The 24,434-nt window shown below is 72.8% G+C and carries 26 protein-coding genes; 17 read left to right on the top strand and 9 right to left on the bottom strand.

Annotation, left to right across the window (positions count from 1 at the left end):
- The first annotated feature begins 3 nt into the window (after positions 1–3).
- From ACF068_RS25535 to ACF068_RS25525, 3 genes are all read left to right on the top strand, one after another.
- Entirely contained in the window at positions 4–1,479 is a 1,476-nt protein-coding gene (locus ACF068_RS25535) for an ATP-binding protein (RefSeq protein ID WP_392276622.1), read from the top strand.
- Between the two features lie 417 nt (positions 1,480–1,896).
- Positions 1,897–2,169 carry a helix-turn-helix domain-containing protein gene (locus tag ACF068_RS25530; RefSeq protein WP_392276621.1) on the top strand — a complete coding sequence of 91 codons (273 nt, stop codon included), beginning with the start codon at positions 1,897–1,899 and terminating at the stop codon, positions 2,167–2,169.
- An 81-nt stretch (positions 2,170–2,250) separates the two neighbouring features.
- Complete coding sequence (locus ACF068_RS25525) at positions 2,251–3,519, top strand: tyrosine-type recombinase/integrase (RefSeq protein WP_392276620.1); 1,269 nt, start codon at positions 2,251–2,253, stop codon at positions 3,517–3,519.
- A gap of 76 nt (positions 3,520–3,595) precedes the next feature.
- Here ACF068_RS25525 and ACF068_RS25520 read toward each other — a convergent pair whose 3' ends face one another.
- Positions 3,596–4,957, bottom strand: coding sequence for a glutamine synthetase family protein (locus ACF068_RS25520; RefSeq protein ID WP_392276619.1), 1,362 nt, complete (start codon positions 4,955–4,957; stop codon positions 3,596–3,598).
- A gap of 119 nt (positions 4,958–5,076) precedes the next feature.
- On the opposite strand from ACF068_RS25520, the gene ACF068_RS25515 reads away from it, so the two are divergent.
- The 6 genes from ACF068_RS25515 to ACF068_RS25490 all read left to right on the top strand — a co-directional run bounded on the left by ACF068_RS25515 (position 5,077) and on the right by ACF068_RS25490 (position 10,441).
- Entirely contained in the window at positions 5,077–6,156 is a 1,080-nt protein-coding gene (locus tag ACF068_RS25515; RefSeq protein ID WP_392276618.1) for a PP2C family protein-serine/threonine phosphatase, read from the top strand.
- 30 nt (positions 6,157–6,186) lie between these two features.
- Entirely contained in the window at positions 6,187–6,585 is a 399-nt protein-coding gene (locus ACF068_RS25510; protein ID WP_392276617.1) for a hypothetical protein, read from the top strand.
- 66 nt (positions 6,586–6,651) lie between these two features.
- On the top strand, positions 6,652–7,302 hold the full coding sequence (locus ACF068_RS25505) for a DUF3105 domain-containing protein (protein WP_392276616.1): 651 nt from the start codon (positions 6,652–6,654) through the stop codon (positions 7,300–7,302).
- The gene (locus ACF068_RS25500) at positions 7,299–7,928 is read left to right on the top strand and encodes a DUF305 domain-containing protein (protein ID WP_392276615.1); all 630 of its coding nucleotides are present in this window, start codon (positions 7,299–7,301) and stop codon (positions 7,926–7,928) included. Before ACF068_RS25505 ends, ACF068_RS25500 begins: the two co-directional genes overlap by 4 nt.
- A gap of 157 nt (positions 7,929–8,085) precedes the next feature.
- Positions 8,086–8,505: a CBS domain-containing protein gene (locus ACF068_RS25495; protein WP_392276614.1), complete on the top strand. Its 420-nt coding sequence runs from the start codon at positions 8,086–8,088 to the stop codon at positions 8,503–8,505.
- A 175-nt stretch (positions 8,506–8,680) separates the two neighbouring features.
- Positions 8,681–10,441 (top strand): NAD+ synthase, encoded by a 1,761-nt coding sequence (locus ACF068_RS25490; RefSeq protein WP_392276613.1) that lies wholly within the window; start codon positions 8,681–8,683, stop codon positions 10,439–10,441.
- On the opposite strand, the gene ACF068_RS25485 is transcribed toward ACF068_RS25490, so the two are convergent.
- The 3 genes from ACF068_RS25485 to ACF068_RS25475 form a co-directional block, all read right to left on the bottom strand.
- Positions 10,407–10,847, bottom strand: coding sequence for a hypothetical protein (locus ACF068_RS25485; protein ID WP_392276612.1), 441 nt, complete (start codon positions 10,845–10,847; stop codon positions 10,407–10,409). The genes ACF068_RS25490 and ACF068_RS25485 overlap by 35 nt on opposite strands.
- A 96-nt stretch (positions 10,848–10,943) precedes the next feature.
- A complete protein-coding gene (locus ACF068_RS25480) occupies positions 10,944–11,174 on the bottom strand; it encodes a hypothetical protein (RefSeq protein WP_392276611.1) in 231 nt (76 codons plus the stop codon).
- Positions 11,175–11,313: 139 nt separating this feature from the next.
- On the bottom strand, positions 11,314–12,339 hold the full coding sequence (locus ACF068_RS25475) for an endonuclease/exonuclease/phosphatase family protein (protein WP_392276610.1): 1,026 nt from the start codon (positions 12,337–12,339) through the stop codon (positions 11,314–11,316).
- Positions 12,340–12,641: 302 nt separating this feature from the next.
- Here ACF068_RS25475 and panB point away from each other — a divergent pair, with 302 nt between their 5' ends.
- The 4 genes from panB to ACF068_RS25455 all read left to right on the top strand — a co-directional run bounded on the left by panB (position 12,642) and on the right by ACF068_RS25455 (position 15,959).
- On the top strand, positions 12,642–13,505 hold the full coding sequence (gene panB / locus ACF068_RS25470; protein ID WP_392276609.1) for a 3-methyl-2-oxobutanoate hydroxymethyltransferase: 864 nt from the start codon (positions 12,642–12,644) through the stop codon (positions 13,503–13,505).
- A gap of 169 nt (positions 13,506–13,674) precedes the next feature.
- Entirely contained in the window at positions 13,675–14,046 is a 372-nt protein-coding gene (locus ACF068_RS25465) for a cupin domain-containing protein (protein ID WP_392276608.1), read from the top strand.
- A 111-nt stretch (positions 14,047–14,157) separates the two neighbouring features.
- Entirely contained in the window at positions 14,158–15,156 is a 999-nt protein-coding gene (locus tag ACF068_RS25460; RefSeq protein ID WP_392276607.1) for an ATP-binding cassette domain-containing protein, read from the top strand.
- Positions 15,153–15,959 carry an ABC transporter permease gene (locus tag ACF068_RS25455; protein ID WP_392276606.1) on the top strand — a complete coding sequence of 269 codons (807 nt, stop codon included), beginning with the start codon at positions 15,153–15,155 and terminating at the stop codon, positions 15,957–15,959. Before ACF068_RS25460 ends, ACF068_RS25455 begins: the two co-directional genes overlap by 4 nt.
- A 3-nt stretch (positions 15,960–15,962) precedes the next feature.
- Here ACF068_RS25455 and ACF068_RS25450 read toward each other — a convergent pair whose 3' ends face one another.
- Entirely contained in the window at positions 15,963–19,268 is a 3,306-nt protein-coding gene (locus tag ACF068_RS25450; RefSeq protein ID WP_392276605.1) for a BTAD domain-containing putative transcriptional regulator, read from the bottom strand.
- A gap of 87 nt (positions 19,269–19,355) precedes the next feature.
- Between ACF068_RS25450 and ACF068_RS25445 the strand changes: the two genes are divergently transcribed.
- Entirely contained in the window at positions 19,356–20,162 is an 807-nt protein-coding gene (locus ACF068_RS25445) for a site-2 protease family protein (RefSeq protein WP_392276604.1), read from the top strand.
- Here ACF068_RS25445 and ACF068_RS25440 read toward each other — a convergent pair.
- Positions 20,149–20,322, bottom strand: a complete 174-nt coding sequence (locus ACF068_RS25440; protein WP_392276603.1) for a hypothetical protein — start codon at positions 20,320–20,322, stop codon at positions 20,149–20,151. The two genes, ACF068_RS25445 and ACF068_RS25440, sit on opposite strands and share 14 nt — an antisense overlap.
- Before the next feature lie 68 nt (positions 20,323–20,390).
- The gene (npdG, locus tag ACF068_RS25435) at positions 20,391–21,065 is read right to left on the bottom strand and encodes an NADPH-dependent F420 reductase (RefSeq protein ID WP_392276602.1); all 675 of its coding nucleotides are present in this window, start codon (positions 21,063–21,065) and stop codon (positions 20,391–20,393) included.
- A 101-nt stretch (positions 21,066–21,166) separates the two neighbouring features.
- Here npdG and ACF068_RS25430 point away from each other — a divergent pair, with 101 nt between their 5' ends.
- Positions 21,167–21,772 (top strand): hypothetical protein, encoded by a 606-nt coding sequence (locus ACF068_RS25430; protein ID WP_392276601.1) that lies wholly within the window; start codon positions 21,167–21,169, stop codon positions 21,770–21,772.
- Between the two features lie 63 nt (positions 21,773–21,835).
- Here ACF068_RS25430 and ACF068_RS25425 read toward each other — a convergent pair whose 3' ends face one another.
- Positions 21,836–22,063 carry a hypothetical protein gene (locus ACF068_RS25425; protein ID WP_392276600.1) on the bottom strand — a complete coding sequence of 76 codons (228 nt, stop codon included), beginning with the start codon at positions 22,061–22,063 and terminating at the stop codon, positions 21,836–21,838.
- A 58-nt stretch (positions 22,064–22,121) separates the two neighbouring features.
- On the opposite strand from ACF068_RS25425, the gene map reads away from it, so the two are divergent.
- Positions 22,122–22,979, top strand: coding sequence for a type I methionyl aminopeptidase (map, locus tag ACF068_RS25420; RefSeq protein WP_392276599.1), 858 nt, complete (start codon positions 22,122–22,124; stop codon positions 22,977–22,979).
- 133 nt (positions 22,980–23,112) lie between these two features.
- Positions 23,113–23,778 carry a heme oxygenase (biliverdin-producing) gene (locus tag ACF068_RS25415; RefSeq protein ID WP_392276598.1) on the top strand — a complete coding sequence of 222 codons (666 nt, stop codon included), beginning with the start codon at positions 23,113–23,115 and terminating at the stop codon, positions 23,776–23,778.
- Here ACF068_RS25415 and ACF068_RS25410 read toward each other — a convergent pair.
- A complete protein-coding gene (locus tag ACF068_RS25410; protein ID WP_392276597.1) occupies positions 23,768–24,418 on the bottom strand; it encodes a PhzF family phenazine biosynthesis protein in 651 nt (216 codons plus the stop codon). The genes ACF068_RS25415 and ACF068_RS25410 overlap by 11 nt on opposite strands.
- Positions 24,419–24,434: the final 16 nt, after the last annotated feature.

The raw sequence follows: 24,434 nt of genomic DNA, 5'->3' as shown, positions 1-24,434 counted from the left end.
GGCATGTCCGAGGACGAGAAGACCCCGGCCCGCGAGGTCATCACCGACTACGCGCAGGCGCACTTCCGGTACTTCCGCACGGCCGACGGGACCGTATACGCGCAGAGGAACGGCCACCCCGTGGCCCGGCCGATCCGCTCCCAGGGCACCACGGGGAGCCACCGGCAGGAACTCATGGTCGGTCTCTTCCGCGACGGGGTCGGCGTGTTCAACGGCACCGCCCTCAAGGAGGCCCTCGACCTGATCGAGGCGCTGGCGCTGACCGAGGACACCCAGCCCGTGCACATCCGCGTCGCGCCCGGCTTCGACGGCGCCACGTGGCTGGACCTGGGCCGCAACGACGGGCAGTCGGTCCGTATCCACCCCACCGGGTGGGACATCACCGTCCCGGACCCGCGTGAGGTCTGCTGGCGGCGTACCCAGCTCACCGGGGAGTTGCCCCTGCCGGCCAAGGACACCGACGGCAAGGGCATCGACCTGCTGTTGAGGCTGACCAACTTCGCCACCGCGGAGACCGAGTGCCTGGCCATCGCCTGGCTCATCGGCTGCCTCGAACCGTCCGTTCCCGTCCCCGCGCCGTTCCTCACCGGCCCCCAGGGCGCGGGGAAGTCCACCGCCGGGCGGATGCTCGTGCGGATCATCGAGGGCATGAGCGGCGACCTGCGCCGCGCCCCGAAGGACGAGGAGAACCTGACGGCGGCCGTCGCCGCCGGGTGGGTCACCGCCCTGGACAACCTCTCCCACATGACCCCGGACCTGTCCGACGCCATGTGCTGCATCGTCACCGGCGCCGAGAACGTCAAGCGCGCCCTGTTCACCGACGGGGACGTCTTCCGCGCCCGCTACCGCCGCCCCATGCTGCTGACCGGCATCGACGTCGGCGTCATCCGCCCCGACCTCGCCGAACGGCTCCTCCCGCTGCGTCTGGAGCGCCCCCGGGTACGGCGGACGGAGGCGGAGCTGTGGGCGGAGTACGAGGAGGTGCTGCCCGTCATCCTCGGCTCGCTCCTGGACCTGACGGTGAAGGTGCGGGCCGCCGAGGCGGACATCCCGGCCGACCTGCGGATGGCCGACTTCGCGCATCTGTGCGCGCAGCTTGACGCCGCGACCGGCTTCGGCTCGCTGGACGCCTACCGGGCCAGCCTGGACGACCTCAACGACGACGTCATCGAGGGTGACCTGCTGGCCCAGACCGTGCTGAAGCAGGCCGCCGACATGATGCCGGGCAGTGAGACCCGGATGACTTCCTCGGAGTGGCTGTATGCCCTCACCAGCCTCTACAGCGGCGAGGAGTGCCGTCCCCTGCCCAAGGGGTGGCCCACCACCGGCAAAGTCCTCTCCGACCGTCTCAAGCGCCTCCAGCCGACGTTGGCTGCCCGGGGTGTGCTCATCGACTGGGGCCGCACCGGCTCCGCCCGCTACATCGCCATGACCCGCCCGCCCACACCTCCCGTACACCAGCAGGAAGCGCTGACCTGACCTGCCGCGCCACGACGGCACGGCGCGGACAAGCAAGAAGAGCACCGGGCGCCACGACGACGTGCTCCTCTTGCAGTTCGGCGGCCCGCCGCCGCCCAAGGGTCGCGCCGCGAAGCGGCTCCGCATTCACTCCCTGAGCCGCACCGCACCACAACAAAACCCCTCCCTTCGTCCTAAGGGGAAAGACGCTGCGTCATCTGCGTCACTCAGGAGTCGTAAACGCCCCGTGACCTGCCGCAACAGGAGTGACGCAGACGGCTGCGGCTGCGTCATTCCGCGTCACGTGCGTCATCGGTGACGCAAGCCCTGCGTCACCGATGACGCACGCCAGCAGCCACTGCGTCACCAGAACCCCCAGCTCAGACGGATGACGTGACGCAGATGACGCAGTGACGCAGAAATCCGCACCTCGGACACATGCGGACGCCCAAGCCGCCCAACGCCGCTTCCGGAGGGCACCCAGTGAGACCCGATACCGACCCCCGGACCACGCTCCGGGCCGGACTCCCGGACCGCTACCTCACTCCCGACGACATCGCCGAGCTCTTCGACGTGCCCAAAGAGACCGTCTACCAGTGGCGCAAGAAGCGCACCGGCCCGCCCGGCTTCCGCGTCGGCAAGCACATCCGCTACGACCCTGCGGCAGTCCACCGCTGGGCCGCCGAGCGAATGGCCGCCGACGCCGCCTGACACCTCCAACCACCCATACGCCACGAGAGCGGGCCGCCCGGCGGCCCGCTCTCGTCGTACCCCAGAAGGGACCACCCCTCCATGGCAGGCCACATCCAAGACCGCTGGTACAAGACCGAAGCCGGCCCCGACGGCAGAGCGCGACGGGTCAAGAGCGACCGCCACGGCTCCGGCATGCGCTACCGCGCCCGCTACATCGGCCCCGACGGCACGGAGAAGTCCAAGAGCTTCCCCGACCGGCAGAAGCGCCTTGCCGAGCAGTGGCTCGCTGCGATCGAGGCCGACATGTCGCGCGGCCAGTACATCGACCCGACGGCCGGCCGCGTCACCTTCCGCGAGTACGCGGAAACGTGGCTGGCCTCTCAGACCACGGACATGACCACACGCTCTTCCGTGGTGGTGCAGATTCGCAGTCACGCGATCCCGTACCTCGGCACACGGCCGCTCGGGTCGTTCCAGCCCGGGCACATCCGTGACTGGTTGAGCAAGCTGGAGGGCGCCGTGCCAGCGTCGTCGTACCGGCGCGTCATCTACAACAGCGTCTCGACCGTCCTGAACGCTGCCGTGGACGACGGCCACCTCCAGAAGAACCCGTGCCATGCAAGGTCCGTCCGGCCACCGGAACCGGGCCACACGCGGGTCGTCCCGTGGTCGTCGGAGCGGGTCTTCGCTGTGCGCTCGGCGCTGCCGGCGCAGTACCAGGCCGCGGTCGACCTCGGCGCGGGGTGCGGTCTCCGGCAGGGCGAGATCTTCGGCCTGGCAGACGACCAGGTCAGGTTCGACACGGGCTGGCTGCACGTCGCGTGCCAGGTGAAGGTGGCGAACGGGCACCTCGTCTTCAGTCCGCCGAAGCGCAACAAGGTCAGGGATGTGCCGCTCCCCGACCGTGTCGCGCGCGTCCTGGAGGAACACATGGCGCGGTTCCGGCCGGTTGCCGTCACTCTGCCTTGGCTGCGCCCGGACGGGCCGCCCGTGACTAAGCACCTGCTGTTCACCCGGATCGACGGGGGCGGGGCCGTGCGGCGTACGGACTTCAACACGCGAGTGTGGAAGCCCGCGCTCGTGGCCGCCGGCGTCATCCCGCAGCCGTCGGCCGGCGAGCGGCACCAGGCCGCCCGTGAGCACGGGATGCATGCGCTCCGGCACTTCTACGCGTCGGTTCTGCTGGACGCCGGCGAGAACGTGAAGGTGGTGAGCACGTACCTCGGACACAGCGACCCGGGGTTCACCCTGCGCGTCTATACGCACCTGATGCCGAGCAGCGACGGCCGGGCGCGAAAGGCCGTGGACACCATGTACCGGGCTGCCTCTCCCACCTCCGACGGCCCACAGACGGCCCAGGGCGGCTGACACGGCTTCCGGGCCGGCGGTCGGTGACCGTCGGCCCGGAGTGGCGTGCAACCGCGAAAGTGGGGCTGACCTGGGGTTACAGCACCGGGAGGTTCTTGCGGAGCTCGAAGGCGGTGACCTCGGAGCGGTATTCCTCCCACTCCTGCTTCTTGTTGCGGAGGAAGAAGTCGAAGACGTGCTCGCCGAGGGTCTCGGCGACCAGTTCGCTGCGCTCCATCAGGGAGATCGCCTCGCCCAGGTTCTGCGGGAGCGGCTCGATGCCCATGGCGCGGCGTTCGGCGTCGGAGAGGGCCCAGACGTCGTCGTCGGCGCCGGCGGGGAGTTCGTAGCCCTCCTCGATGCCCTTCAGGCCGGCCGCCAGAAGCACCGCGTACGTCAGGTACGGGTTGGCGCCGGAGTCGATGGAGCGGACCTCGACGCGGGCGGAGCCGGTCTTGCCGGGCTTGTACATGGGGACGCGGATCAGGGCGGAGCGGTTGTTGTGGCCCCAGCAGATGTACGAGGGGGCCTCGCCGCCCGAGCCGGCGGTGCGGGTGGAGCCGCCCCAGATGCGCTTGTAGGAGTTGACCCACTGGTTGGTGACGGCCGAGATCTCCGCCGCGTGGCGCAGCAGGCCCGCGATGAAGGAGCGGCCGACCTTGGAGAGCTGGTACTCGGCGCCCGACTCGTAGAAGGCGTTGCGGTCGCCCTCGAAGAGGGAGAGGTGGGTGTGCATGCCCGAGCCGGGGTGTTCCGAGAACGGCTTGGGCATGAAGGTGGCCTGCACGCCCTGCTCCAGCGCCACCTGCTTCATGACCAGGCGGAACGTCATGATGTTGTCGGCGGTCGACAGCGCGTCGGCGTAGCGGAGGTCGATCTCCTGCTGGCCGGGGGCGCCCTCGTGGTGGCTGAACTCGACCGAGATGCCCATCGACTCGAGCATGGTGATCGCCTGGCGGCGGAAGTCCATGCCGACGTTCTGCGGGGTGTGGTCGAAGTAGCCGGAGTTGTCCGCCGGGGTGGGGCGGGTGCCGTCCAGCGGCTTGTCCTTCAGCAGGAAGAACTCGATCTCGGGGTGGGTGTAGAAGGTGAAGCCGAGGTCGGAGGTCTTGGCCAGGATCCGCTTCAGCACGTACCGGGGGTCGGCGAAGGACGGGGAGCCGTCGGGCATGAGGATGTCGCAGAACATCCGGGCCGTGCCCGGTGCCTCCGCCCGCCACGGCAGGATCTGGAAGGTTCCCGGGTCGGGCTTGGCGATCATGTCCGACTCGTACACCCGGGCGAAGCCCTCGATCGCCGAGCCGTCGAAGCCGATGCCCTCGTCGAAGGCCTGCTCCAGCTCGGCGGGGGCCACGGCGACGGACTTCAGGAAGCCGAGCACGTCCGTGAACCACAGGCGCACGAAGCGGATGTCGCGCTCCTCGAGCGTACGGAGTACGAATTCCTGCTGCTTGTCCATGTCCACACCCATCCTCGCTGATCAGGCCAGCATGCCACCACACGGTTTCGTGCACGTTGCGAACCCATAGTGCATGGACCTCTGTGGCGTAGGTAACGGAGGCCTCGCAGACTGGTCCCATGGACCGTGGCACCCAGCAGTTGCCCGGCGCCGGCAAGCCGCCGGCCTGGCTGCGTCTGCTGCCCTGGCTGACGATGGTCCTTCTGGTGGTCGTCCAGCTCACCACCCCGAGGAGCGTGCAGCTCGGCTTCGCGTTCGCCGTGGTGCCGCCCCTGACCTCGCTGCTGTACGGAATGCTCGGCACGGCCATGGTGGCGGGCACCCTGTTCGGGCTGCTGCTGATGCCCGCCATCCGCGCCGACGACGTCACCTACGGCGACCTGCTGGCCTTCGGGCTGATCGGCGCGGTCAGCGTCATCCTGGCCGGGGTGCGGGTGCGGCGGGACGCGCAGCTCGTGTCGGTGCGGACGGTGGCGGAGGCGGCCCAGCTCGCCGTGCTGCCGCCGATGCCGGAGCGGGTGGGCCCGGTGCGGTGCGGGGCGCTGTACCGGGCGGCGGAGCGGGGGACGCTGGTGGGCGGGGACCTGTACGACGTGCAGGACGGGCCGTACGGAGTGCGGGCGATCGTGGCCGATGTGAAGGGGCACGGCCTGGAGGCGGTGGGGACGGTGTCGGCGCTGCTGGGGACGTTCCGGGAGGCCGTGCTGGACGAGCCGGAGCTGGCCGGGGTGGCCCGGCGGCTGGACCGGCGGCTGGTGGTGGACTCGGCGGGGCGGGGCGAGACGGAGGTGTTCGCGACCGCGGTGCTGATGGAGTTCCCGCCGGGCGGCAGGGCGGTACGGGTGCTGAGCTGCGGGCACCCGGCGCCGCTGCTGGTGGACGGGGACGGCCCGCGCGAGGTGGAGCTGGCGCCGGGCGCGCCCCTGGGGCTGGGGCTGAGGGAGTACCGGGCGCCGGAGGCGGTGACGGTGCCGCTGCGGCCGTCGGACGTGCTGCTGGCGCACACGGACGGCGTGACGGAGGCGCGGGACGCGACGGGCGCGTTCTACCCGCTGGAGACCCGGCTGCGGGCGGAGACGTGGCCCGTCTCGCCGGTGGAGCTGGTGCGTGAGGTGTGGCGCGATCTGGCGTCGTACGCCGGTGAGGTGGCCGACGACGTGGCGCTGCTGGCGCTCTGTACGCCGGACGGGCGTGGCTGACCGGACGGCGGCCCATTACCATCAGCGCCCATGGGGGGCCACGGGCTCATACGCATCGCGCGTCCCATGGCGTTCGCGGGCGCCGTGGCGACGCTGCTCGCCGCGCTCTTCGTCTGTGTCGCCCCGCACGGCGGCGCCGGGGCCGGGCACCGGGGCCCCGTGGCCGGCAGCACCGCCGCCGGGCACCCGGCTTCCGGGTACGGGACGGGGCACGAAGCCGGCGAGTACATCTGCCCGTACGACCGGGGCGACTGCGGGCTCTTCCCGTACCTGACCCCCGCCGTCCTCACCGCCCCGCCGCTCGACCCGCCGGCCCAGCCGGACGGCCTGGTGCGGGCGGGGGCAACCGCTCCCGCCGGCCGGCCCGCCGCCTCCGGCGTCCGGCCGCGCGCGCCGGACCTCCACGTCCTCCAGGTGCTGCGGACCTAGGGCAGCCCGCCGCAGTCCCGGACCCAGCAGTGACGACCCTCCACATCCGACAAGGAAACCCCCACCATGGCTGCCAACCGATCGTCCACCGCCGACCGCCGTGCCCGAATAGAGGAGATGCGCCGCGCCGAGCGCGCCCGTGAGCGCCGCAACCGCGTGATCACCATCTCCGTCAGCGCTCTCGTGGTCGCCGGCCTCGTGGGCTTCGGCGGATACGTGCTGAACAAGGAGAACAAGGAGCAGGAGCAGCAGGAGGCGGCCGCCAAGGCGCCGATCGAGGACGAGAAGTCCTGGGACGCCAAGAAGCTGGGCCGCAACCACGTCACCAAGTCCGTGACGTACCCGATGAAGCCCCCGGTGGGCGGTGACCACGACCAGGTGTGGCTCAACTGCGACCGGGACGTGTACAAGAAGCCGGTTCCCGAGCGGAACGCGGTGCACTCCCTGGAGCACGGCGCGGTGTGGGTGACGTACAACTCCAAGGCGCCGGCGGACGACGTGAAGAAGCTGGCGGAGAAGGTCGGCAAGACCTCGTACTCCTTCATGAGCCCGGTCGAGGGCCAGGCCGGTCCGATCATGCTGAGCGCGTGGGGCAAGCAGGTCACCGTCGACGGTGCCGACGACCCGCGGGTGGACGCCTTCTTCACCAAGTACGTGCAGGGCCCGCAGACGCCCGAGCCGGGCGCGGCGTGCACCAACGGGCTGGACCCGCAGTGACCCGTACGCACTGGGCGGCGGTGACGGCGGTGGTGCTGGCGCTGCTGTTCGCCGGGGCGGCGACGGTCGCGTCGGCGGGCCCGGGGACCGAGGGCCGTGCCGCGGCCGTGCCGGCCGAGGACTCGGCGGACGCCGGGTTCGCGCGGGACATGTCGGTGCACCACCAGCAGGCCGTGGAGATGTCGTTCATCGTGCGGGACCGCACGAAGGACGAGGAGGTGCGCCGGCTGGCGTACGACATCGCCAACACCCAGGCCAACCAGCGCGGCATGATGCTGGGCTGGCTGGACATGTGGGGGTTGCCGAAGGTGGTGGCGGGGAGCGAGCCGATGGCCTGGATGGACATGCCGTCCCACGGCCCGGGGCACTCCGGCCCGCTGATGCCGGGCATGGCCACGGCCGACGAGCTGGACCGGTTGCGGACGGCGAGCGGCCGGCAGGCGGAGGTCCTGTACCTGCGGCTGATGACCGAGCACCACCGGGGCGGGGTGCACATGGCGCGCGGCTGTGTGGACCGGTGCCGTCCCGGGGTGGAGCGGAACCTGGCGCAGGGGATGGTCGACGCGCAGGAGTCGGAGATCCTGCTGATGGCCGACCTGTTGGAGAAGCGCGGCGCGAAGCCGTAGCGTCCGGCGGCGGCCGGCCGCCGTGCGGCCGCTCCGGGGTGCCCGGGGCGGCCGTACGGCCGAGCAGCGGTCGCGGGGCGACGGGGCGGCGACGAGAATGAAGGCGCTCGGGGACCGCGTACGGCGCCGTACGGCGTCTTCGGAGGAAACGAACCCCATGACCACCGCCAAGGACATCATGCACCCCGGAGCCGAGTGGCTCCCCGCCCACGAGACCCTCGACCGTGCCGCGCAGCTCATGCGCGACCTCGATGTGGGCGCCCTGCCCGTCGCCGACGAGAACGAGCGGCTCTGCGGCATCATCACCGACCGGGACATCGTCGTCGGCTGTGTGGCCATGGGCCACGACCCGGCGCGCGTCAAGGCGGGCGAGATGGCGAAGGGCACCCCGCGCTGGATCGACGCGAGCGCGGACGTGGAGGAGGTCCTCCGCGAGATGAAGGGCCACCGGATCCGCCGGCTTCCGGTGATCGAGAACAAGCGTCTGGTGGGCATGATCAGCGAGGCCGACCTGGCCCGGCACCTGTCGGACGCCCAGGTGGCCGACTGGGCGGGGCGGGTCTACGAGCGGCGCTGACCGCTCCACCGGTACGGGGGCGTGGCACGCGCGCGGTGCGGCCCGCCCCCGTCGTCGTGGCCGGCGCGGCCCGCCCGCGTCGCCGTGCCCGGTGCGGCCCGCCCGCGTCGTCGTGCCCGGCGCGTCCGGCGGGCCCGTCAGGACATCGCGTCGCTCTGACGATTACACTGGCCGGGTGCCTCAACTACGCCTCGCTCTGAATCAGATCGACTCGACCGTCGGTGATCTCGCCGGGAACGCCGAGGCGATCGTGCACTGGACCCGGCACTCCGTGGAGCAGGGAGCGCATCTGGTCGCGTTCCCCGAGATGGTGCTGACCGGCTACCCCGTCGAGGACCTGGCCCTGCGGTCGTCCTTCGTCGAGGCGTCCCGCAGCGCGCTGCGCGCGCTCGCCGCGCGCCTCGCCGAGGAGGGCTTCGGCGGTGTCCCCGTGGTGGTGGGCTACCTGGACCGTACGGAGAAGGCCCAGCCCCGTTACGGCCAGCCCGCCGGGGCGCCGCGGAACGCCGCCGCGGTGCTGTACGACGGGGACGTGGTGCTGTCGTTCGCCAAGCACCACCTGCCGAACTACGGCGTCTTCGACGAGTTCCGGTACTTCGTGCCCGGCGACACGATGCCGGTGGTCCGGGTCCACGGGGTGGACGTCGCGCTCGCCATCTGCGAGGACCTGTGGCAGGACGGCGGCCGCGTCCCGGCCGCCCGCAGCGCGCACGCGGGTCTGCTGATCTCGATCAACGCCTCCCCGTACGAGCGGAACAAGGACGACGTCCGGCTGGAACTGGTGCGCAAGCGCGCCCAGGAGGCCGGCTGCACCCTCGCCTACCTGGCGATGATCGGCGGCCAGGACGACCTGGTCTTCGACGGCGACTCCATCGTGGTCGACAAGGACGGCGAGGTCGTGGCGCGGGCGCCGCAGTTCGCCGAGGGCAGCGTGATCCTGGACCTGGACCTGCCGGCGGCGTCCCCGGACGCCCCGGAGGGCGTCGTGGACGACGGGCTCCGCATCGAGCGGGTCGTGCTGTCGGAGGAGCCGCTGCCCGCCTACGAGGCGGAGCTGACCGGCGGGTACGCGGAGCGCCTCGACGACGACGAGGAGGTGTACACCGCCCTGGTGGTGGGGCTGCGGGCGTACGCCGCCAAGAACGGTTTCCGTTCCGTGCTGGTCGGTCTGTCGGGCGGGATCGACTCGGCGCTGGTCGCCGCGATCGCCTGCGACGCGCTGGGCGCGGGGAACGTGTACGGGGTGTCGATGCCGTCCAAGTACAGCTCCGACCACTCCAAGGGCGACGCGGCGGAGCTGGCCCGCCGCACGGGCCTCAACTTCCGCACGGTGTCGATCGAGCCGATGTTCGACGCCTACATGGGCTCGCTCGGCCTGACGGGCCTGGCGGAGGAGAACCTCCAGTCGCGGCTGCGCGGCACGATGCTGATGGCGATCTCCAACCAGGAGGGGCACATCGTGCTGGCGCCGGGCAACAAGTCGGAGCTGGCGGTGGGGTATTCGACGCTGTACGGCGACTCGGTCGGCGCGTACGGGCCCATCAAGGACGTGTACAAGACGACCGTCTTCCGCCTGGCGCGGTGGCGCAACCGCGCGGCCGAGGAGCGGGGCCAGACCCCGCCGATCCCGGAGAACTCCCTCTCCAAGCCGCCGAGCGCCGAACTGCGGCCGGGGCAGGTCGACACCGACTCGCTGCCCGACTACGACGTGCTGGACCGGATCCTGGAGCTGTACGTCGACCGCGACCAGGGCAAGGACGCGATCGTCGCCGGGGGGTACGACGACGAGCTGGTGACGCGGACGCTGCGGCTGGTGGACACGGCCGAGTACAAGCGGCGCCAGTACCCGCCGGGAACCAAGATCTCGGCCAAGGGCTTCGGCAAGGACCGGCGCCTGCCGATCACCAACCGCTGGCGCGAGACGACGACGGGCTGACGTCCCCGGACCGCCCCCGCCCCCTTCGGTCCGCCGGTACCGCCGGGTCCGGGTCCTGGCCGACCGGGCGGGGTTCCGGCCGGTAGACCACGAGGGGGCAGACGGCGCAGGCCCGGGGGCCCCGCTGGACGAACCACCGGCAGTCGGCGCGGACGGCACACCGGGGCAGGCCGTCGGCGGCGGCCTCCGGCTCCGGGCCGGGCGCGGCGCCGACCAGGGTGTCGACGAGGGAGCAGTCCCGGCCGCTCCAGTTCTCGCAGCCGTCCTCGCGGCACCGGTCGGCGAACCGGAACCGCGACTCGGGGTCGCCGTGCCGCTCGGCGGCGGCCACGAACGCGTCGTCGACGGGGAGCGCGGGGCGCAGGTAGCCGAGGCGCCCGTCCTCCCCCAGCACGGCGATGAGCACGGCACCCTCGTGGCACGGCGCGCTCGGGCACGTCATGCCCCGCGTGGCCGCGGCGGCTCCCGGTGACGCGCCGGTACCGGAGCCCGGACCGGGCACCTAGACCGTCCTCGCGTCCTTGACGCGGAGTCCCTGGAGGTGGCCCGGCCCGCCGAGCGACTCCACCGCGAAGCCCTGGGCCAGGAGGTCGGTGGCGCGGCCGTGCAGATCGACCGTCGCCAGCTCGGTGAGGACGGCCTTGCGGACAGCGGCGTCGATGCGCTGGACGACCTCGTCGGGCAGGTCGATCCCGTCGATGTCGATCTGGAACCTCTGTTCCTTGTTCGCCATGGCGACCTGCCCTTTCCCAGCTCCGGGGCCCGTGACCGGGCGGGTCCGCCATCGGTGGCGGACCCCCGTCAGCCAAACACCGTGCCGGGTGCCGTGCCACCGGTCACCGCCCGGCCGGGTGACGCCCGGCCCCGCGGTGTCAGAGGGTGACGCGGGCGGCGATCGGGAGGTGGTCGCTGTCGGTCTCCGGGAGGGTCCAGGAGGCGACCGGTTCCACGCCCTTGACCATGATCTGGTCGATCCGCGCCATCGGGAACGCGGCCGGCCAGCTGAAGCCCATGCCGTCGCCGGCCGCGCCCTGGGTGGAGCGCATCTGGGAGGTGACGGCGTTGAGCGACCGGTCGTTCATCGTGCCGTTGAGGTCGCCGAGCAGGATGACCTTGCCCAGGTCCTCACGGACGATGGCCTCGCCCAGCGCGTCGGCGCTGTCGTCGCGCTGGTTGGCGGTGAACCCGGCGTTCAGCTTGACCCGCACGGACGGCAGGTGGGCGACGTACACGGCGACCTGGCCCTGGGGCGCGGTCACGGTGGCGCGCATCGCGCGCGTCCAGCCCAGCCGGATGTCCACCGGGCGGCTCTCGCCCATCGGGTACTTGCTCCACAGGCCGACCGTGCCCTGGACGGAGTGGTACGGGTACGTCTCGGCGAGCGCCCGCTCGTACACCGGGACCATGCCGGGCTTGAGCTCCTCCAGGGCCACGATGTCCGCCCCGGAGCCGGCGACCTGGCGGGCGGTGCCCCCGGGGTCCGGGTTGTCGGCGTTGACGTTGTGCGAGACGACCATCAGGTCCCCGCCCGAGCCCGACTTGTCGGTGACGAGCCCGCCGAAGAAATTGAGCCAGATCACCCCCGGCAGCAGGGCGGCGACCAGCGCGGTCGCCGAGCGCCGCACCACCGCGGCCACCATGATCACCGGCACGAAGACGCCGAGCCACGGCAGGAACGTCTCGGTGAGACTGCCCAGGTTGCCGATCTTGTTGGGGATCTGCGCGTGGAAGACCATCAGCAGCGCCAGCAGCACGGCGCAGCAGGCCAGCAGGGCACCCCGGCGCCAGATGCCCGGGTCGTCGCGCCAGCGGTCGAGCACCGACCGGACCCGGGATCCGGTGCGCCGCTGGTCCCGCGCGCTGCCGTTCCCCGTCTCCGTCACGTCCACCCGCGCCATGCCGCCGTCCTCACTGCCTTGCTCGTCGTGCTCCGTCGTACGCCCCGCCCCGGACCCGACCCTAGGGGATCGGGGGACGGGCGTACTGCCACGAGGACGAAGAGGCGGCGCGCCGGGTTCCTGGGGTTGCGGGCGGAGCGCGGGCTGTGACAGAACGCGCACAAAACGGGAACCGGGCCGGGCGGGGGGCGTGTGGCGGAGATGGCCGCGGACCCACTTCCCCCCGTACGGCACGAAGTGCCACCATGGACGTGGTCCGGGGACGCCGTGAGGGCGCCTCGAGATGACGAAGGAGCCTTTCAATGACGCTTCAGGCTGCCCCCAAGCAGCCCGCCGACAGCGGCAAGGCGCTGTACGGCGGCAAGGGCACTCGGCGCATCACCGTCCATGACATCGCCGGCGCCAAGGAGCGCGGCGAGAAGTGGCCCATGCTGACCGCCTACGACGCGATGACCGCGTCCGTCTTCGACGAGGCCGGCATCCCGGTCATGCTCGTCGGCGACTCGATGGGCAACTGCCACCTCGGTTACGAGACCACCGTCCCCGTCACGCTCGACGAGGTCGCCATCCTGTCCGCCGCCGTCGTCCGGGGCACCAGGCGCGCCCTGGTGGTGGGCGACCTGCCGTTCGGCTCGTACCAGGAGGGCCCGGTGCAGGCGCTGCGGTCGGCCACCCGGCTGGTCAAGGAGGCGGGCGTCGGCGCGATCAAGCTGGAGGGCGGCGAGCGGTCGCTGCCGCAGACCGAGATGCTGGTCCAGGCCGGCATCCCGGTGATGTCGCACCTGGGCCTGACGCCGCAGTCCGTGAACACCATGGGCTACCGGGTGCAGGGCCGCGGCGACGAGGCCGCCCACCGGCTGCTGCGGGACGCCAAGGCCGCCCAGGACGCGGGCGCCTTCGCGCTGGTCCTGGAGCTGGTGCCGGCCGAGCTGGCCGCCGAGGTCACCCGGTCCCTGCACATCCCGACCATCGGCATCGGCGCGGGTCCCCACACGGACGCGCAGGTCCTCGTCTGGACCGACATGGCGGGCCTGACCGGCGGCAAGGTGCCGCGGTTCACCAAGCAGTACGCCGACCTCCGGCGGACGCTCGGCGACGCGGCGCGGGCGTTCGCCGACGAGGTGACCGGCGGAACGTTCCCGCAGGAGGAGCACACCTTCCACTAGCCACTCCCGGTACGGACGACGGCCCGCCGACTTCCCCCATCGGCGGGCCGTCGGCCGTCACCTCCCGGGTGGGCGGGCGCCGGCCGCCGGCGTGTGGACGGCTCGTCCGGGCCGTAGCCTGGGAAGTGGACTCGGGGGCCCGTTCCCAGCCGCCCAGGAGGTGGTGGACATGCCCGGAATCGTCCGCAAGAACTTCGACTCCGCGGATGAGACCCGACCGTTCGAGGACGGCAAGGGGAGGCTCGATCTGGTCAACACGGACCGGGGCCCGGTGGGACGGGCCGTGTTCGAGCCGGGCTGGCGGTGGACCGAGCACGTCAAGCCCATCGCCGGCACCGAGAGCTGCGAGGCCTCCCACGCCTGTTACGTCGTCAGCGGCCGGATGAAGGTCGTCATGAACGACGGCAGCGAGGACGACGTGGGCCCCGGTGACTTCTTCGCCGTCGAGCCCGGCCACGACGCCTGGGTGGTCGGGGACGAGCCCTGTGTCCTCGTCGACTGGGTGGGATTCGGCGACTACGCCGTCCCGGCGTCCTCGTAGGGACGCGGGAACCACGGCCCGTCGGTGATCCGTCGGTGATCCGTCGGCGACCTGCCGGTGGGCCGTCATCGGTGTCGGTGACATGTCGGCGGGCCCTGCTCCCATGGGGGCATGAAGCGATCCGACACCAACGCCGTCGAGGTACGAGGCCTCGTCAAGCACTACGGCGCGACCAGGGCACTGGACGGAGTGGACCTCGACGTGCGCGAGGGCACCGTCCTGGGCGTCCTCGGCCCCAACGGCGCCGGCAAGACCACGCTGGTCCGCTGCCTGTCCACCCTGATCGTCCCGGACGCCGGGACCGCCACCGTCGCCGGGTACGACGTCGTGCGCCAGCCGCGGCAGCTCCGCCGCACCATCGGACTCACCGGCCAGTACGCGTCGGTCGACGAGAAGCTGTCCGGCTGGGAGAACCTGTACATGATCGGGCGGCTGCTCGATCTGTCCCGCAAGGACGCCCGCCGGCGCGCCGACGGGATGCTGGAGCGGTTCTCGCTGACGGAGGCCGCCAAGCGGCCCGTCATGACGTACTCCGGCGGTATGCGCCGCCGTCTCGACCTGGCCGCGTCCATGATCGGCCGGCCGGCCGTCCTCTACCTGGACGAGCCGACGACCGGTCTGGACCCGCGTACCCGCAACGAGGTCTGGGACGAGGTCCAGCGGATGGTGGCCGAGGGCGTGACCGTCCTGCTCACCACCCAGTACATGGAGGAGGCCGAGCAACTGGCCCACGAGCTCACCGTCATCGACCGCGGGCGGGTCATCGCCGGCGGCAAGGTCGACGAGCTCAAGGCCAGGGTCGGCGGCCGCACCCTCCAGGTCCGGCCCGTCGACCCGGACCAACTGCCCGAGATGGCCCGCGCGCTGGGCGACAGCGGACTGGCCGGCGTCGCGGGGGCGACGGTCGTCCCGGACGAGGGCCTGCTGTACGTACCGATCCTCACCGACGCCCAACTGACCGCGGTGGTGGGTCTGCTGGCCGCCCGGGGCTTCGGCATCGCGCACATCGGCACCCACCTGCCCAGCCTGGACGAGGTGTTCCTGGCCATCACCGGGGAGAAGACGTCCTCCGCGGTGTCCGACACGATCCCCGAGGAGGTCGCCGCGTGAGCACGGTGACGGCGGCGCCCGGCGAGGGCCGCATCGGACCGCGGGCCAACGCCCGCCACATCGGCGCCCTGGTGCGCCGCAACGCCCTTCAGATCAAGCAGGACCCGGAGTCGATGTTCGACGCCGTCCTGATGCCGATCGTCTTCATCCTGCTGTTCGTGTACGTCTTCGGCGGCGCCATCGCCGGCAAGGGCAACCAGGAGGACTACGTCAACTACGTCACCCCCGGCCTGATGGCGATGATGGGTCTCAACATCGCCATGGCCGTCGGGACCGGCATCAACGACGACTTCAAGAAGGGGGTGATGGACCGGTTCCGGACGATGCCGATCGCCCGGTCGTCCGTCCTGGTCGCGAAGATCGTCGTCGAGGTGGGCCGCATGATGATCGCCACCACGATCCTCCTCGGCATGGGCTTCCTCCTCGGTCTGGAGATCAAGACCTCGGTGCTGGACCTGCTGGCGGCGGTCGGTCTGTCGGTGGTCTTCGGTGCCTCCCTGATGTGGATCTTCATTCTGCTGGGACTCACCATGAAGACCGCGCAGGCGGTGCAGGGGGTGGCCATGCTCGTGCTGATGCCCTTGCAGTTCGGCTCCTCGATCTTCGCCCCGCCGACGTCGATGCCCGGCTGGCTGGAGACGTTCACCGACTACAACCCGCTGTCCAACCTGGCCGACGCCGCCCGGAACCTCATCAACGGCGGGCCGGTCGCCCACTCCGTATGGATGACGCTGGCCTGGGCGGTCGGCATCACGCTGGTCACGGCGCCGCTCGCGGTGTCCAGGTTCCGCCGGAAGACCTGAGCGTCACCCGCCGGCCAGCAGGGCGGCGGCCTCCTCGACGGAGAGGCCGCCGCCCTCGGCGTACCCGGCGTCGAAGGCGGCGTCCCCGATCCGGGCACGGGTCGCCGTCACGGCGCCCTCCAGGCTCTCCCGCTCCATCGGGCTGCGGACGTAACCGGCGGGCAGCAGCGCGTCGTTGGCGCCCAGCAGCACGGCCGCCGTGTACGCCCGCGGGCCGCCGACACCGGCCAGCGCGCGGGCCGCGGTGACCAGGTGGACGGCGGGCATGTGCGGGGCGATCATCTCCGACAGCGGCTCCTTGGCGTACGCCAGGGCATGGGACACCCGGTCGAGCGCGCTGTCGTAGTGGCCCTCCAGGGTGTCGAGCCAGGCGTGCACGCCGAGCGTGAAGCCCTGGAAGAGCGCCAGCGCCCCGGGGCGGAACTCCTCCATCAGTACGTCGAGCTGGCTCCGGGCCTCACCCGTGCGGCCGCTGCGGCCCAGCCACAGCGCCAGGAACAGCCGCGCGGCGGGAACCGCCTCCTGCCCCGAGCCCCGGCCCTCGGCCAGGACCTCGCGCAGGATCCGTTCACCCTCCTCGCCCCGTCCCGTCTCGTTCAGCGTCTCGGCGTACCGGACGCGCAGCAGCGACATCTGGGCCTGGGCGCCGATCCGGTCGGCGTGTTCCATGGCCGCCAGGAAGTCCTCGGCGGCACCCGCGTGGTCCCCCTGGCGTTCCCGGGCCTCCCCGCGCGCCGACAGCGCCTCGGCCGCGCCCCACGAGTCGCCGAGCCGGCCGAAGACCTTCAGGCTCTCGTCCGCGTCGCGGAGCGCGTCGCCCGCCCAGTCGCTCCGGTTGGCCAGCACGTTGGCCCGCATCTGGAGGATGCAGGCCAGCTCCCACTCGTAGCCGTACTCCCGGCACGCCCCGACGGTGTCGTCCAGGAGGCCGCGTAGCTGGTCGGCCTCGCCGGTGAGCAGTACCGCGTACCACCACAGGGTGCCGGGCATCCAGCAGGTCTGCGGCAGCCCGGGCCGGTACGCGCTCCTGATCCGGCGCGCCCGTTCCAGCCCCTCCGGGGTGGTCCAGGTCGCCGTCTGGTGGTCCATGCTGGCCAGTTGCACCAGGCGCACCCCGCGCCGTGCCTCCGCCACCTGCTCGTCGCTCATCGGCGGCGGGGCGTCGGTGCAGCGCGTGGTGAGCGGCGGGGCGGGGGCGACGGGCGGGGCGAACGGGTCGGGGCCGAGGGCGGCGGTGGCCTCGGCCCAGTGGAGGGCGTCGGTGCGCAGGTCGCGCATGTGCCAGTACCAGACGAGCGACAGCACGAGGCAGAGCGCCTCCTGCTCGTCGCGGGCGGCGACGGCGCGGCGCAGCGCGGAGCGGAGGTTCTCGTACTCCCGCTGGAACCGGGCGAGCGCGGTGCGCTGGCGGGCGCCGCGCAGTTCCGGGTCCGTGGTACGGGCGAGTTCGCGGTAGTGGACGAGGTGGCGGCGCTCGGTGCCGGGCCGGTCGCCGGCCTCGTCGAGGCGTTCGGCGGCGTACTCGGCGACCGTTTCGAGGAGGCGGTAGCGCATGTCGCCGCTCTCGGTGGGGGCGGCGACGACGAGGGACTTGTCGACGAGGGACCCGAGGGCGTCCAGGACGTCCGGCACCTCCGGCCCGCCGCAGACCGCCTCGGCGGCGTCCAGGTCGCAGCCGCCGGAGAACACCGACAGCCGCCGCAGCACCGCCCGTTCCGGTGCGTCGAGGAGGTCCCACGACCAGTCGACGACCGCGCGCAGGGTCTGCTGGCGGGGCAGGACGGTCCGGCTGCCGCCGGTGAGGAGCCGGAAGCGGTCGTCGAGCCGGTCGGCGATCCGGCGCGGGGTGAGCATCCGGAGGCGGGCGGCGGCGAGTTCGATGGCGAGCGGCAGGCCGTCGAGGCGCCGGCAGATCTCGGCGCACGCGTCGGGGTCGTCGGCCACGTCGAAACCCGGCCGCGCGGCCGCCCCGCGCTCGGCGAGCAGCCGCAGCGCCATGGGGTCGGGCAGCGGGTCGACCGGGCGCACGGTCTCGCCGGGCACGCCGAGGGGTTCCCGGCTGGTGGCGAGGACGGTGAGCCCGGGGCACTCCTCCAGCAGCCGCTCGGCGAGGGTGGCGGCGGCGGTGACGACGTGCTCGCAGTTGTCCAGCAGGATCAGCATGCGGCGCCGCGAGCAGTGTTCGGCGAGGCGTACGAGGGCGTCGCCGGTGTCGCCGTGCCGCTCGGCCGCCCGCAGCCCCTCGGCGCCGGCGCCGCGCAGCACGGTCTGGCGCGCCCCGAGGGCGGTGAGCACGGCGTCCGGTACGGCGTCGGGGTCGTCGACCGGCGCGAGCTCGGCCAGCCACACCCCGTCGGGCCAGGCGGCCCCGCCGCGCTCGGCCGCCTCCTGCGACAGCCGCGTCTTCCCGGCGCCGCCGGGCCCGAGCAGGGTCACCAGCCGGGCCCGCGCGAGGTCGCCGAGGACGGCCCCGATGTCCTCCTCGCGCCCCACGAAGCTCGTCAACCGCGCGCGCAGGTTCCCCACCCGCCGCGCCCCGCCGGTGCCGCCGTCGCCGTTGCTTGGGACACCGGCCGCCCCGGGGGCCGGGGGCGGGGTGAGGAGTTCGGTGTGGAGGGCGCGGAGCTCGGGGCAGGGGTCGGTACCGAGGCGGGCGGCCAGGTCCCGGCGTACCGCCTCGTACGCGGCGAGGGCCTCCGCCGGGCGGCCCACCGCGCGCAGGGCGCGGATCCGCAGCGCCTGGAGCGGTTCGTCGAGCGGGAACTCGCCGCACAGACCGGCCAGTTCCGGCAGCGTCTCCTCCGCCCGCCCCAGTGCCAGCAGCGCCGCGAGCCGGGCCCGGCGGGCCTCCCGGCGGCGGGCCTCCCGGGGCGCCGCCTCGGCCGCCCGGTCGGGCAGGTCCGCGAGCGCGCCGCCCCGCCACAGCGCGAGCGCCTCGTCCAGGGCGGTCACCGCCCCGGCCGGGTCGCCCGTCTCCAGGGCTCGTACGCCCTCGGCGGCCAGCCGCTCGAAGCGGTGCAGGTCGACGTCGTCCGGGTCTGCACCGAGCCGGTACCCGCCCGCCGACGAGACGACGATGTCCGGCCCGAGCGCCCGCCGCAACCGCCCCACCAGTGCCTGGAGCGCGCCGGTGGCGTCGGCGGGCGGCGCGCCGCCCCACACCTCGTCGACGAGGAGCCCGGCCGGGACGGTCCGCCCGGCGCGCAGCGCCAGGACGGTCAGCAGCGCGCGCAGCCGCGCCCCGCCTACCGGTACGGCGGAGCCGTCCGCGCGGTGGACCTGTATGGGACCGAGCAGGGAGATGCGCACCGCCCCATTGTCCCCGCCCCCGGCCCGCGCGCCGCGTCCGGTACGGTCGGTCACCACCAGACCCGCCCACCCTCAGGAGCGCCCCCCATGGCCACCGCCACCTCCCGCACCGGCGACCGGAGGATCAGCCCCGTCTTCCTCGGGATCGCCGCCGTCATGGCGGTCACCGGATGGGCGGTGTGGACGGGCTTCTCGGCCAACCTGGGCCTCGCCGTCTTCCTCTTCGTGACGTCCGGGTGGGTCGTCTCGCTGTGCCTGCACGAGTACGCGCACGCCCGCACCGCGCTGCACGGCGGTGACATCACCATCGGGGCGAAGGGCTATCTGACCCTCAACCCGCTGAAGTACACGCACGCGCTGCTGAGCATCGTGCTGCCGGTGGTGTTCGTCATCATGGGCGGCATCGGCCTGCCGGGCGGGGCGGTCTTCATCGAGCGCGACCGTATCCGGGGGCGGTGGAAGCACAGCCTCGTCTCGGCGGCGGGCCCGCTGACGAACGTCCTGTTCGCCGTCGTGTGCACCGCCCCGTTCTGGCTGGGCAGCCTGGACGGCGTGCCGTCCGGCTTCCGCTTCGCGCTGGCGTTCCTGGCGCTGTTGCAGGTGACGGCGGCGATCCTGAACTTCCTGCCGGTGCCGGGCCTGGACGGCTACGGCGTGATCGAGCCGTGGCTGTCGTACAAGGTGCGCCGCCAGGTGGAGCCGTTCGCGCCCTTCGGGCTGCTCGCGGTGTTCGCGCTGCTCTTCGTCCCGGAGGTCAACCAGGCTTTCTTCGGGCTGGTCGACGCGGTGCTGGACGGGCTGGGCGTGCAGGAGGTCGAGACGTACTGCGGGCAGAACCTCTACCGCTTCTGGCAGGAGCAGCACCCGGGCTGCTCGGCGATCATCGACCAGTGACGTGCTTGGCCCGGCGGTGGTAGTACCACGCCATGTTGGAGGAGACACCGGCCAGCAGCACCCACACGATGCCGAGCCAGGTGCCCTGGGTGAAGGAGACCACGGCCGCGGCGACCGCGAGGACGCAGACGGCGAGGGCGTACAGAGCGAGGCGGGGCATGGGGGTCGGCTCCTGTCCGGGTACGGCGTGAGACGTGCCCGTCCAGTGTCCCCCATGCCCGGCGGCCGTCAGACGTCGGTCACGCGCAGTCCGGCGTGGACCTTGTAGCGGCGGTTGACCGAGATGAGGTTGGCGACCAGCGCCTCCACCTGGTGGGCGCCCCGCAGCCGGCCGGCGAACACGCCCCGCATGCCGGGGATGCGGGCGGCGAGGGCCTGCACCAGGTCGGTGTCGGCGCGCTTCTCGCCCAGCACCAGCACGTCCGTGTCGATCTCGTCGACCGTCTCGTCCTGGAGGAGGACGGCGGACAGGTGGTGGAAGGCGGCCGTGACGCGCGAGTCGGGCAGCAGGGCGGCGGCCTGCTCGGCGGCGCTGCCCTCCTCGGGCTTGAGGGCGTAGGCGCCCTTCTTGTCGAAGCCGAGCGGGTTGACGCAGTCGATGACGAGCTTGCCGCTCAGTTCCTCGCGCAGCGCGGTGAGGGTCGCGGCGTGCCCGTCCCACGGCACGGCGATGATCACGATGTCGCTGCGCCGGGCGCACTCGGCGTTGTCGGCGCCCTCGACGCCCCGGCCGAGTTCGGCGGCCGCGGCCCGGGCGCGCTCGGCGGCCCGCGAACCGATGATCACCTTCTGGCCGGCGCGGGCGAGGCGGTAGGCGAGGCCGCGGCCCTGGTCGCCGGTGCCGCCGAGGACACCGACGACGAGCCCGGAGACGTCGGGGAGGTCGTACGGATCAGTAGTCATGGTCCCTGACAGTACGTGGCGTGACGGCGGGTGCCCCCGTGCGGGTGACACGACGCGGAACGGCCGCCTCAGGGGCGCCGGCGGGGGCACGATACGGCGCCATGGATGCCGTACGTGTCGCGCTGCTGCGCGAGGTCCTGGACGGTACGGAGTGGCCGGCGGCGGCGCGCCGGTTCGCGGGGGTCCTGCGGTCCGCGGTGGTGCCGCGGGGCGGCGGGCTGCTGCTGGTGGGGACGGAGCGGTACGAGCCGTGGCACCTGGCCGCGCACCTGGTGGACGAGGCGGCCTGGTCGGGCCGGCCGGAGCTGGCGCCGACGCTGGTGCGGCACCGGACGGCGCCGGCCGGTCCGGCGCACCTGTCGGTGGGGCTGGGGCGGCTGGAGGCGGCCGGGCGCGGGGCGACGCTGCTGGTGGTGGCGCCGGAGCGGCCGGACGCGGCGCTGCTGGAGCGGGTGCACGACGCCCGACGGGCCGGGGCGACGGTGCTGTCGCTGGACGGCGGGGACCGGGAGGTGCGGGGGCTGGCGCACGAGGCGCTGACGGTGGCGGAGGCGGACGAGGTGGACCTGGACATCGTCCAGCACCTGGTGAGCGCCGCGGCCGGGGAGAACACGCTGCCGGCCGCGCCGCCGGGCCGGCACCGGTTCCGGGACCGGCTGTCCCGGCTGGCCGATCAGCTCACGGCCCCGCCGCCCCGGCTGTGGTAGGGCGGGCCGCGGCGGGCCGGGAGCGTCATCCCGGCGCGCCCGCGTCCGCGCCGGGGCCGCCCGTCAGGGGGTGTCCTCGTCCTTCGGGGTGTCGTGCCACTTGGGGTCGGTCTCCCAGTCGAGGTTGCGCTCCCGGGCGGTGTCCATCGCGCGGGAGGCCTCCTCACGGGTCGCGTACGGGCCGAAGCGGTCCGCCGCCCGGCACTCCGGGCCCTCCTCGACCGTTCCGTGCTTCAGGCAGTAGTACCACTCGCCCGCCTTCGCGACGGCGCGCCTCTTGAACAAGGCCATGTCGGCTCCTTCCTCTGTCGCAAGGGTGCCCCCGCGACGGCTGGTTAGACTCGCTGGCATGTCTGGCCAGTCGCTGCTCGTACCAGGGGAACTCTCCCCCACCCGTTCCGTTCCCGGATCCATCCGCCGCCCCGAGTACGTGGGCAGGCCCGCCCCGACGCCGTACACCGGCCCGGAGGTGCAGGACGCCGACACCATCGAGCGGATGCGCGTCGCGGGCCGCATCGCGGCGCGGGCGATGGAGGAGGCCGCCAAGCACATCGCGCCGGGTGTGACCACGGACGAGCTGGACCGGGTCGCGCACGAGTACATGTGCGACCACGGCGCCTACCCCTCGACGCTCGGTTACCGGGGCTTCCCGAAGTCGCTGTGCTCCTCGGTCAACGAGGTCATCTGCCACGGCATCCCGGACTCCACCGTGCTGCGCGACGGCGACATCGTGAACCTCGACGTGACGGCGTACATCCACGGTGTCCACGGCGACAACAACGCCACCTACCTGTGCGGCGACGTGGACGAGGAGTCGCGGCTGCTGGTGGAGCGGACCCGGGAGTCGCTGAACCGGGCGATCAAGGCGGTCAAGCCGGGCCGCCAGATCAACGTCATCGGGCGGGTCATCGAGTCGTACGCCAAGCGCTTCGGCTACGGGGTGGTGCGGGACTTCACCGGGCACGGGATCAATTCCTCGTTCCACTCCGGTCTGATCGTCCCGCACTACGACTCCCCGCACGCCACCACGGTCATCCAGCCCGGTATGACCTTCACGATCGAGCCGATGCTGACCCTGGGCACGCACGAGTACGACATGTGGGACGACGGCTGGACGGTGGTGACGAAGGACCGCAAGCGGACCGCGCAGTTCGAGCACACCCTGGTCGTCACGGACACCGGTGCCGAGATCCTGACGTTGCCCTGACGCCCCGGGTGGGTACCGTTTTACCGACAGGCCGTCGGGAAGCGGCCGGCCCGGGGCTCCCTGGGCGGAGCGGCCCGGCGGCGGTGGCGGCCCCCGGCCGCCGCGCTCCACCCCCGGCCCCCGGAGGCCCGCCTTGGACACGAGCGGTACCGCCACCCCGTTCTCGACGCTCATCCGCACGGCGTCGCACCAGCAGCACACCGAGGCCGAGAACTCGACCTTCATGAGCGACCTGCTCGGCGGCCGGCTCGGGGTGGACGCCTACGCGCGCTACACCGAGCAGCTCTGGTTCGTCTACCGGGCCCTGGAGGGTGCCGCCGGCGCGCTGCGGGACGACCCGGTGGCCGGGCCGTTCATCCGTCCGGAGCTGTTCCGCACCGCCGAGCTGGAGCGGGACCTGGCCCATCTGCGCGGCCCGGACTGGCGCGCGGCGGCCGCGCCGCTGCCCGCCACCGCCGCGTACGCGGCCCGGGTCGAGGAGTGCGGGCACCGGTGGCCGGGCGGGTACGTGGCGCACCACTACACGCGCTACCTGGGGGACCTGTCCGGCGGGCAGATCATCCGGGACCGGGCCGAGCGGACGTGGGGCTTCGCCCGCAAGGGCGACGGCGTGCGGTTCTACGTCTTCGCGTCGATCCCCAACCCGGCGGCGTTCAAGCGGGGCTACCGCGAGCTGCTGGACCGGGTGGAGGCGGACGACCTGGAGAAGCAGCGGATCATCGACGAGTGCCGGCGCGCCTTCGATTTCAACGGCGCGGTGTTCCGTCAGCTCGCGGACGAGTTCCCGCTCAGCGCCTGACCTCGCGCACCCGGCCGCCGAGTTCGATGGTGCCGTCGGGGCCGGGCGCCGTCAGGAGCTGGGACCCGCGGCCCTGGGCGATGTTCAGCGCCCGGCCCAGGCGGGCGGTGAGCAGCAGGGCGGCGGCGCCGGTGGCCTCGTCCTCGTCGATGCCGTCGCCCCGCCCGGGGAACGCCCGGGCCCGTACCCGGCCGGCGGCCTCCTCCTCCCAGGCCCAGGCGTAGATCCACTCGCCGGGCGGGGGCACCTCCAGCGCGTCCACCTCGGCGGCCGAGGCGTACTGGCGCAGGGTCCGGGGCGGGGCCCACTCCGCGCGGGCCGTGATCCAGGTGAACTCGCCGTCGTGCCGGGCCCAGACCTCGCCGGCCGGAGGGTTCAGCACCTCCAGGTCCAGCAGCCAGGCGGTGCCCACGAGCGGGTGGCCGGCGAAGGGCAGGCGGACGCCGGGGGTGTAGATGTCGACGACCCCGCGCTCGGGGTCGTCGACGAACACCGTCTCGCTGTGGCCGAGCTGCTTGGCGAACGCCTGACGGGACGCCTCGTCGGGGTGGGCCCTTCCGTCGCGCACGACACCGAGGAGGTTGCCGTGGCGGCCGTCGCCCCCGCAGAAGACGGCGAGCACGTCGTATGCAGTGTTCACCCGGGCATTGAAGCAC

The sequence above is a fragment of the Streptomyces sp. NPDC016309 genome, from assembly GCF_043077235.1.
Taxonomy (GTDB): domain Bacteria; phylum Actinomycetota; class Actinomycetes; order Streptomycetales; family Streptomycetaceae; genus Streptomyces.
The sequence above is the reverse complement of the archived record's forward strand: the minus strand, read 5'-3'. Positions and strand labels throughout refer to the sequence as shown.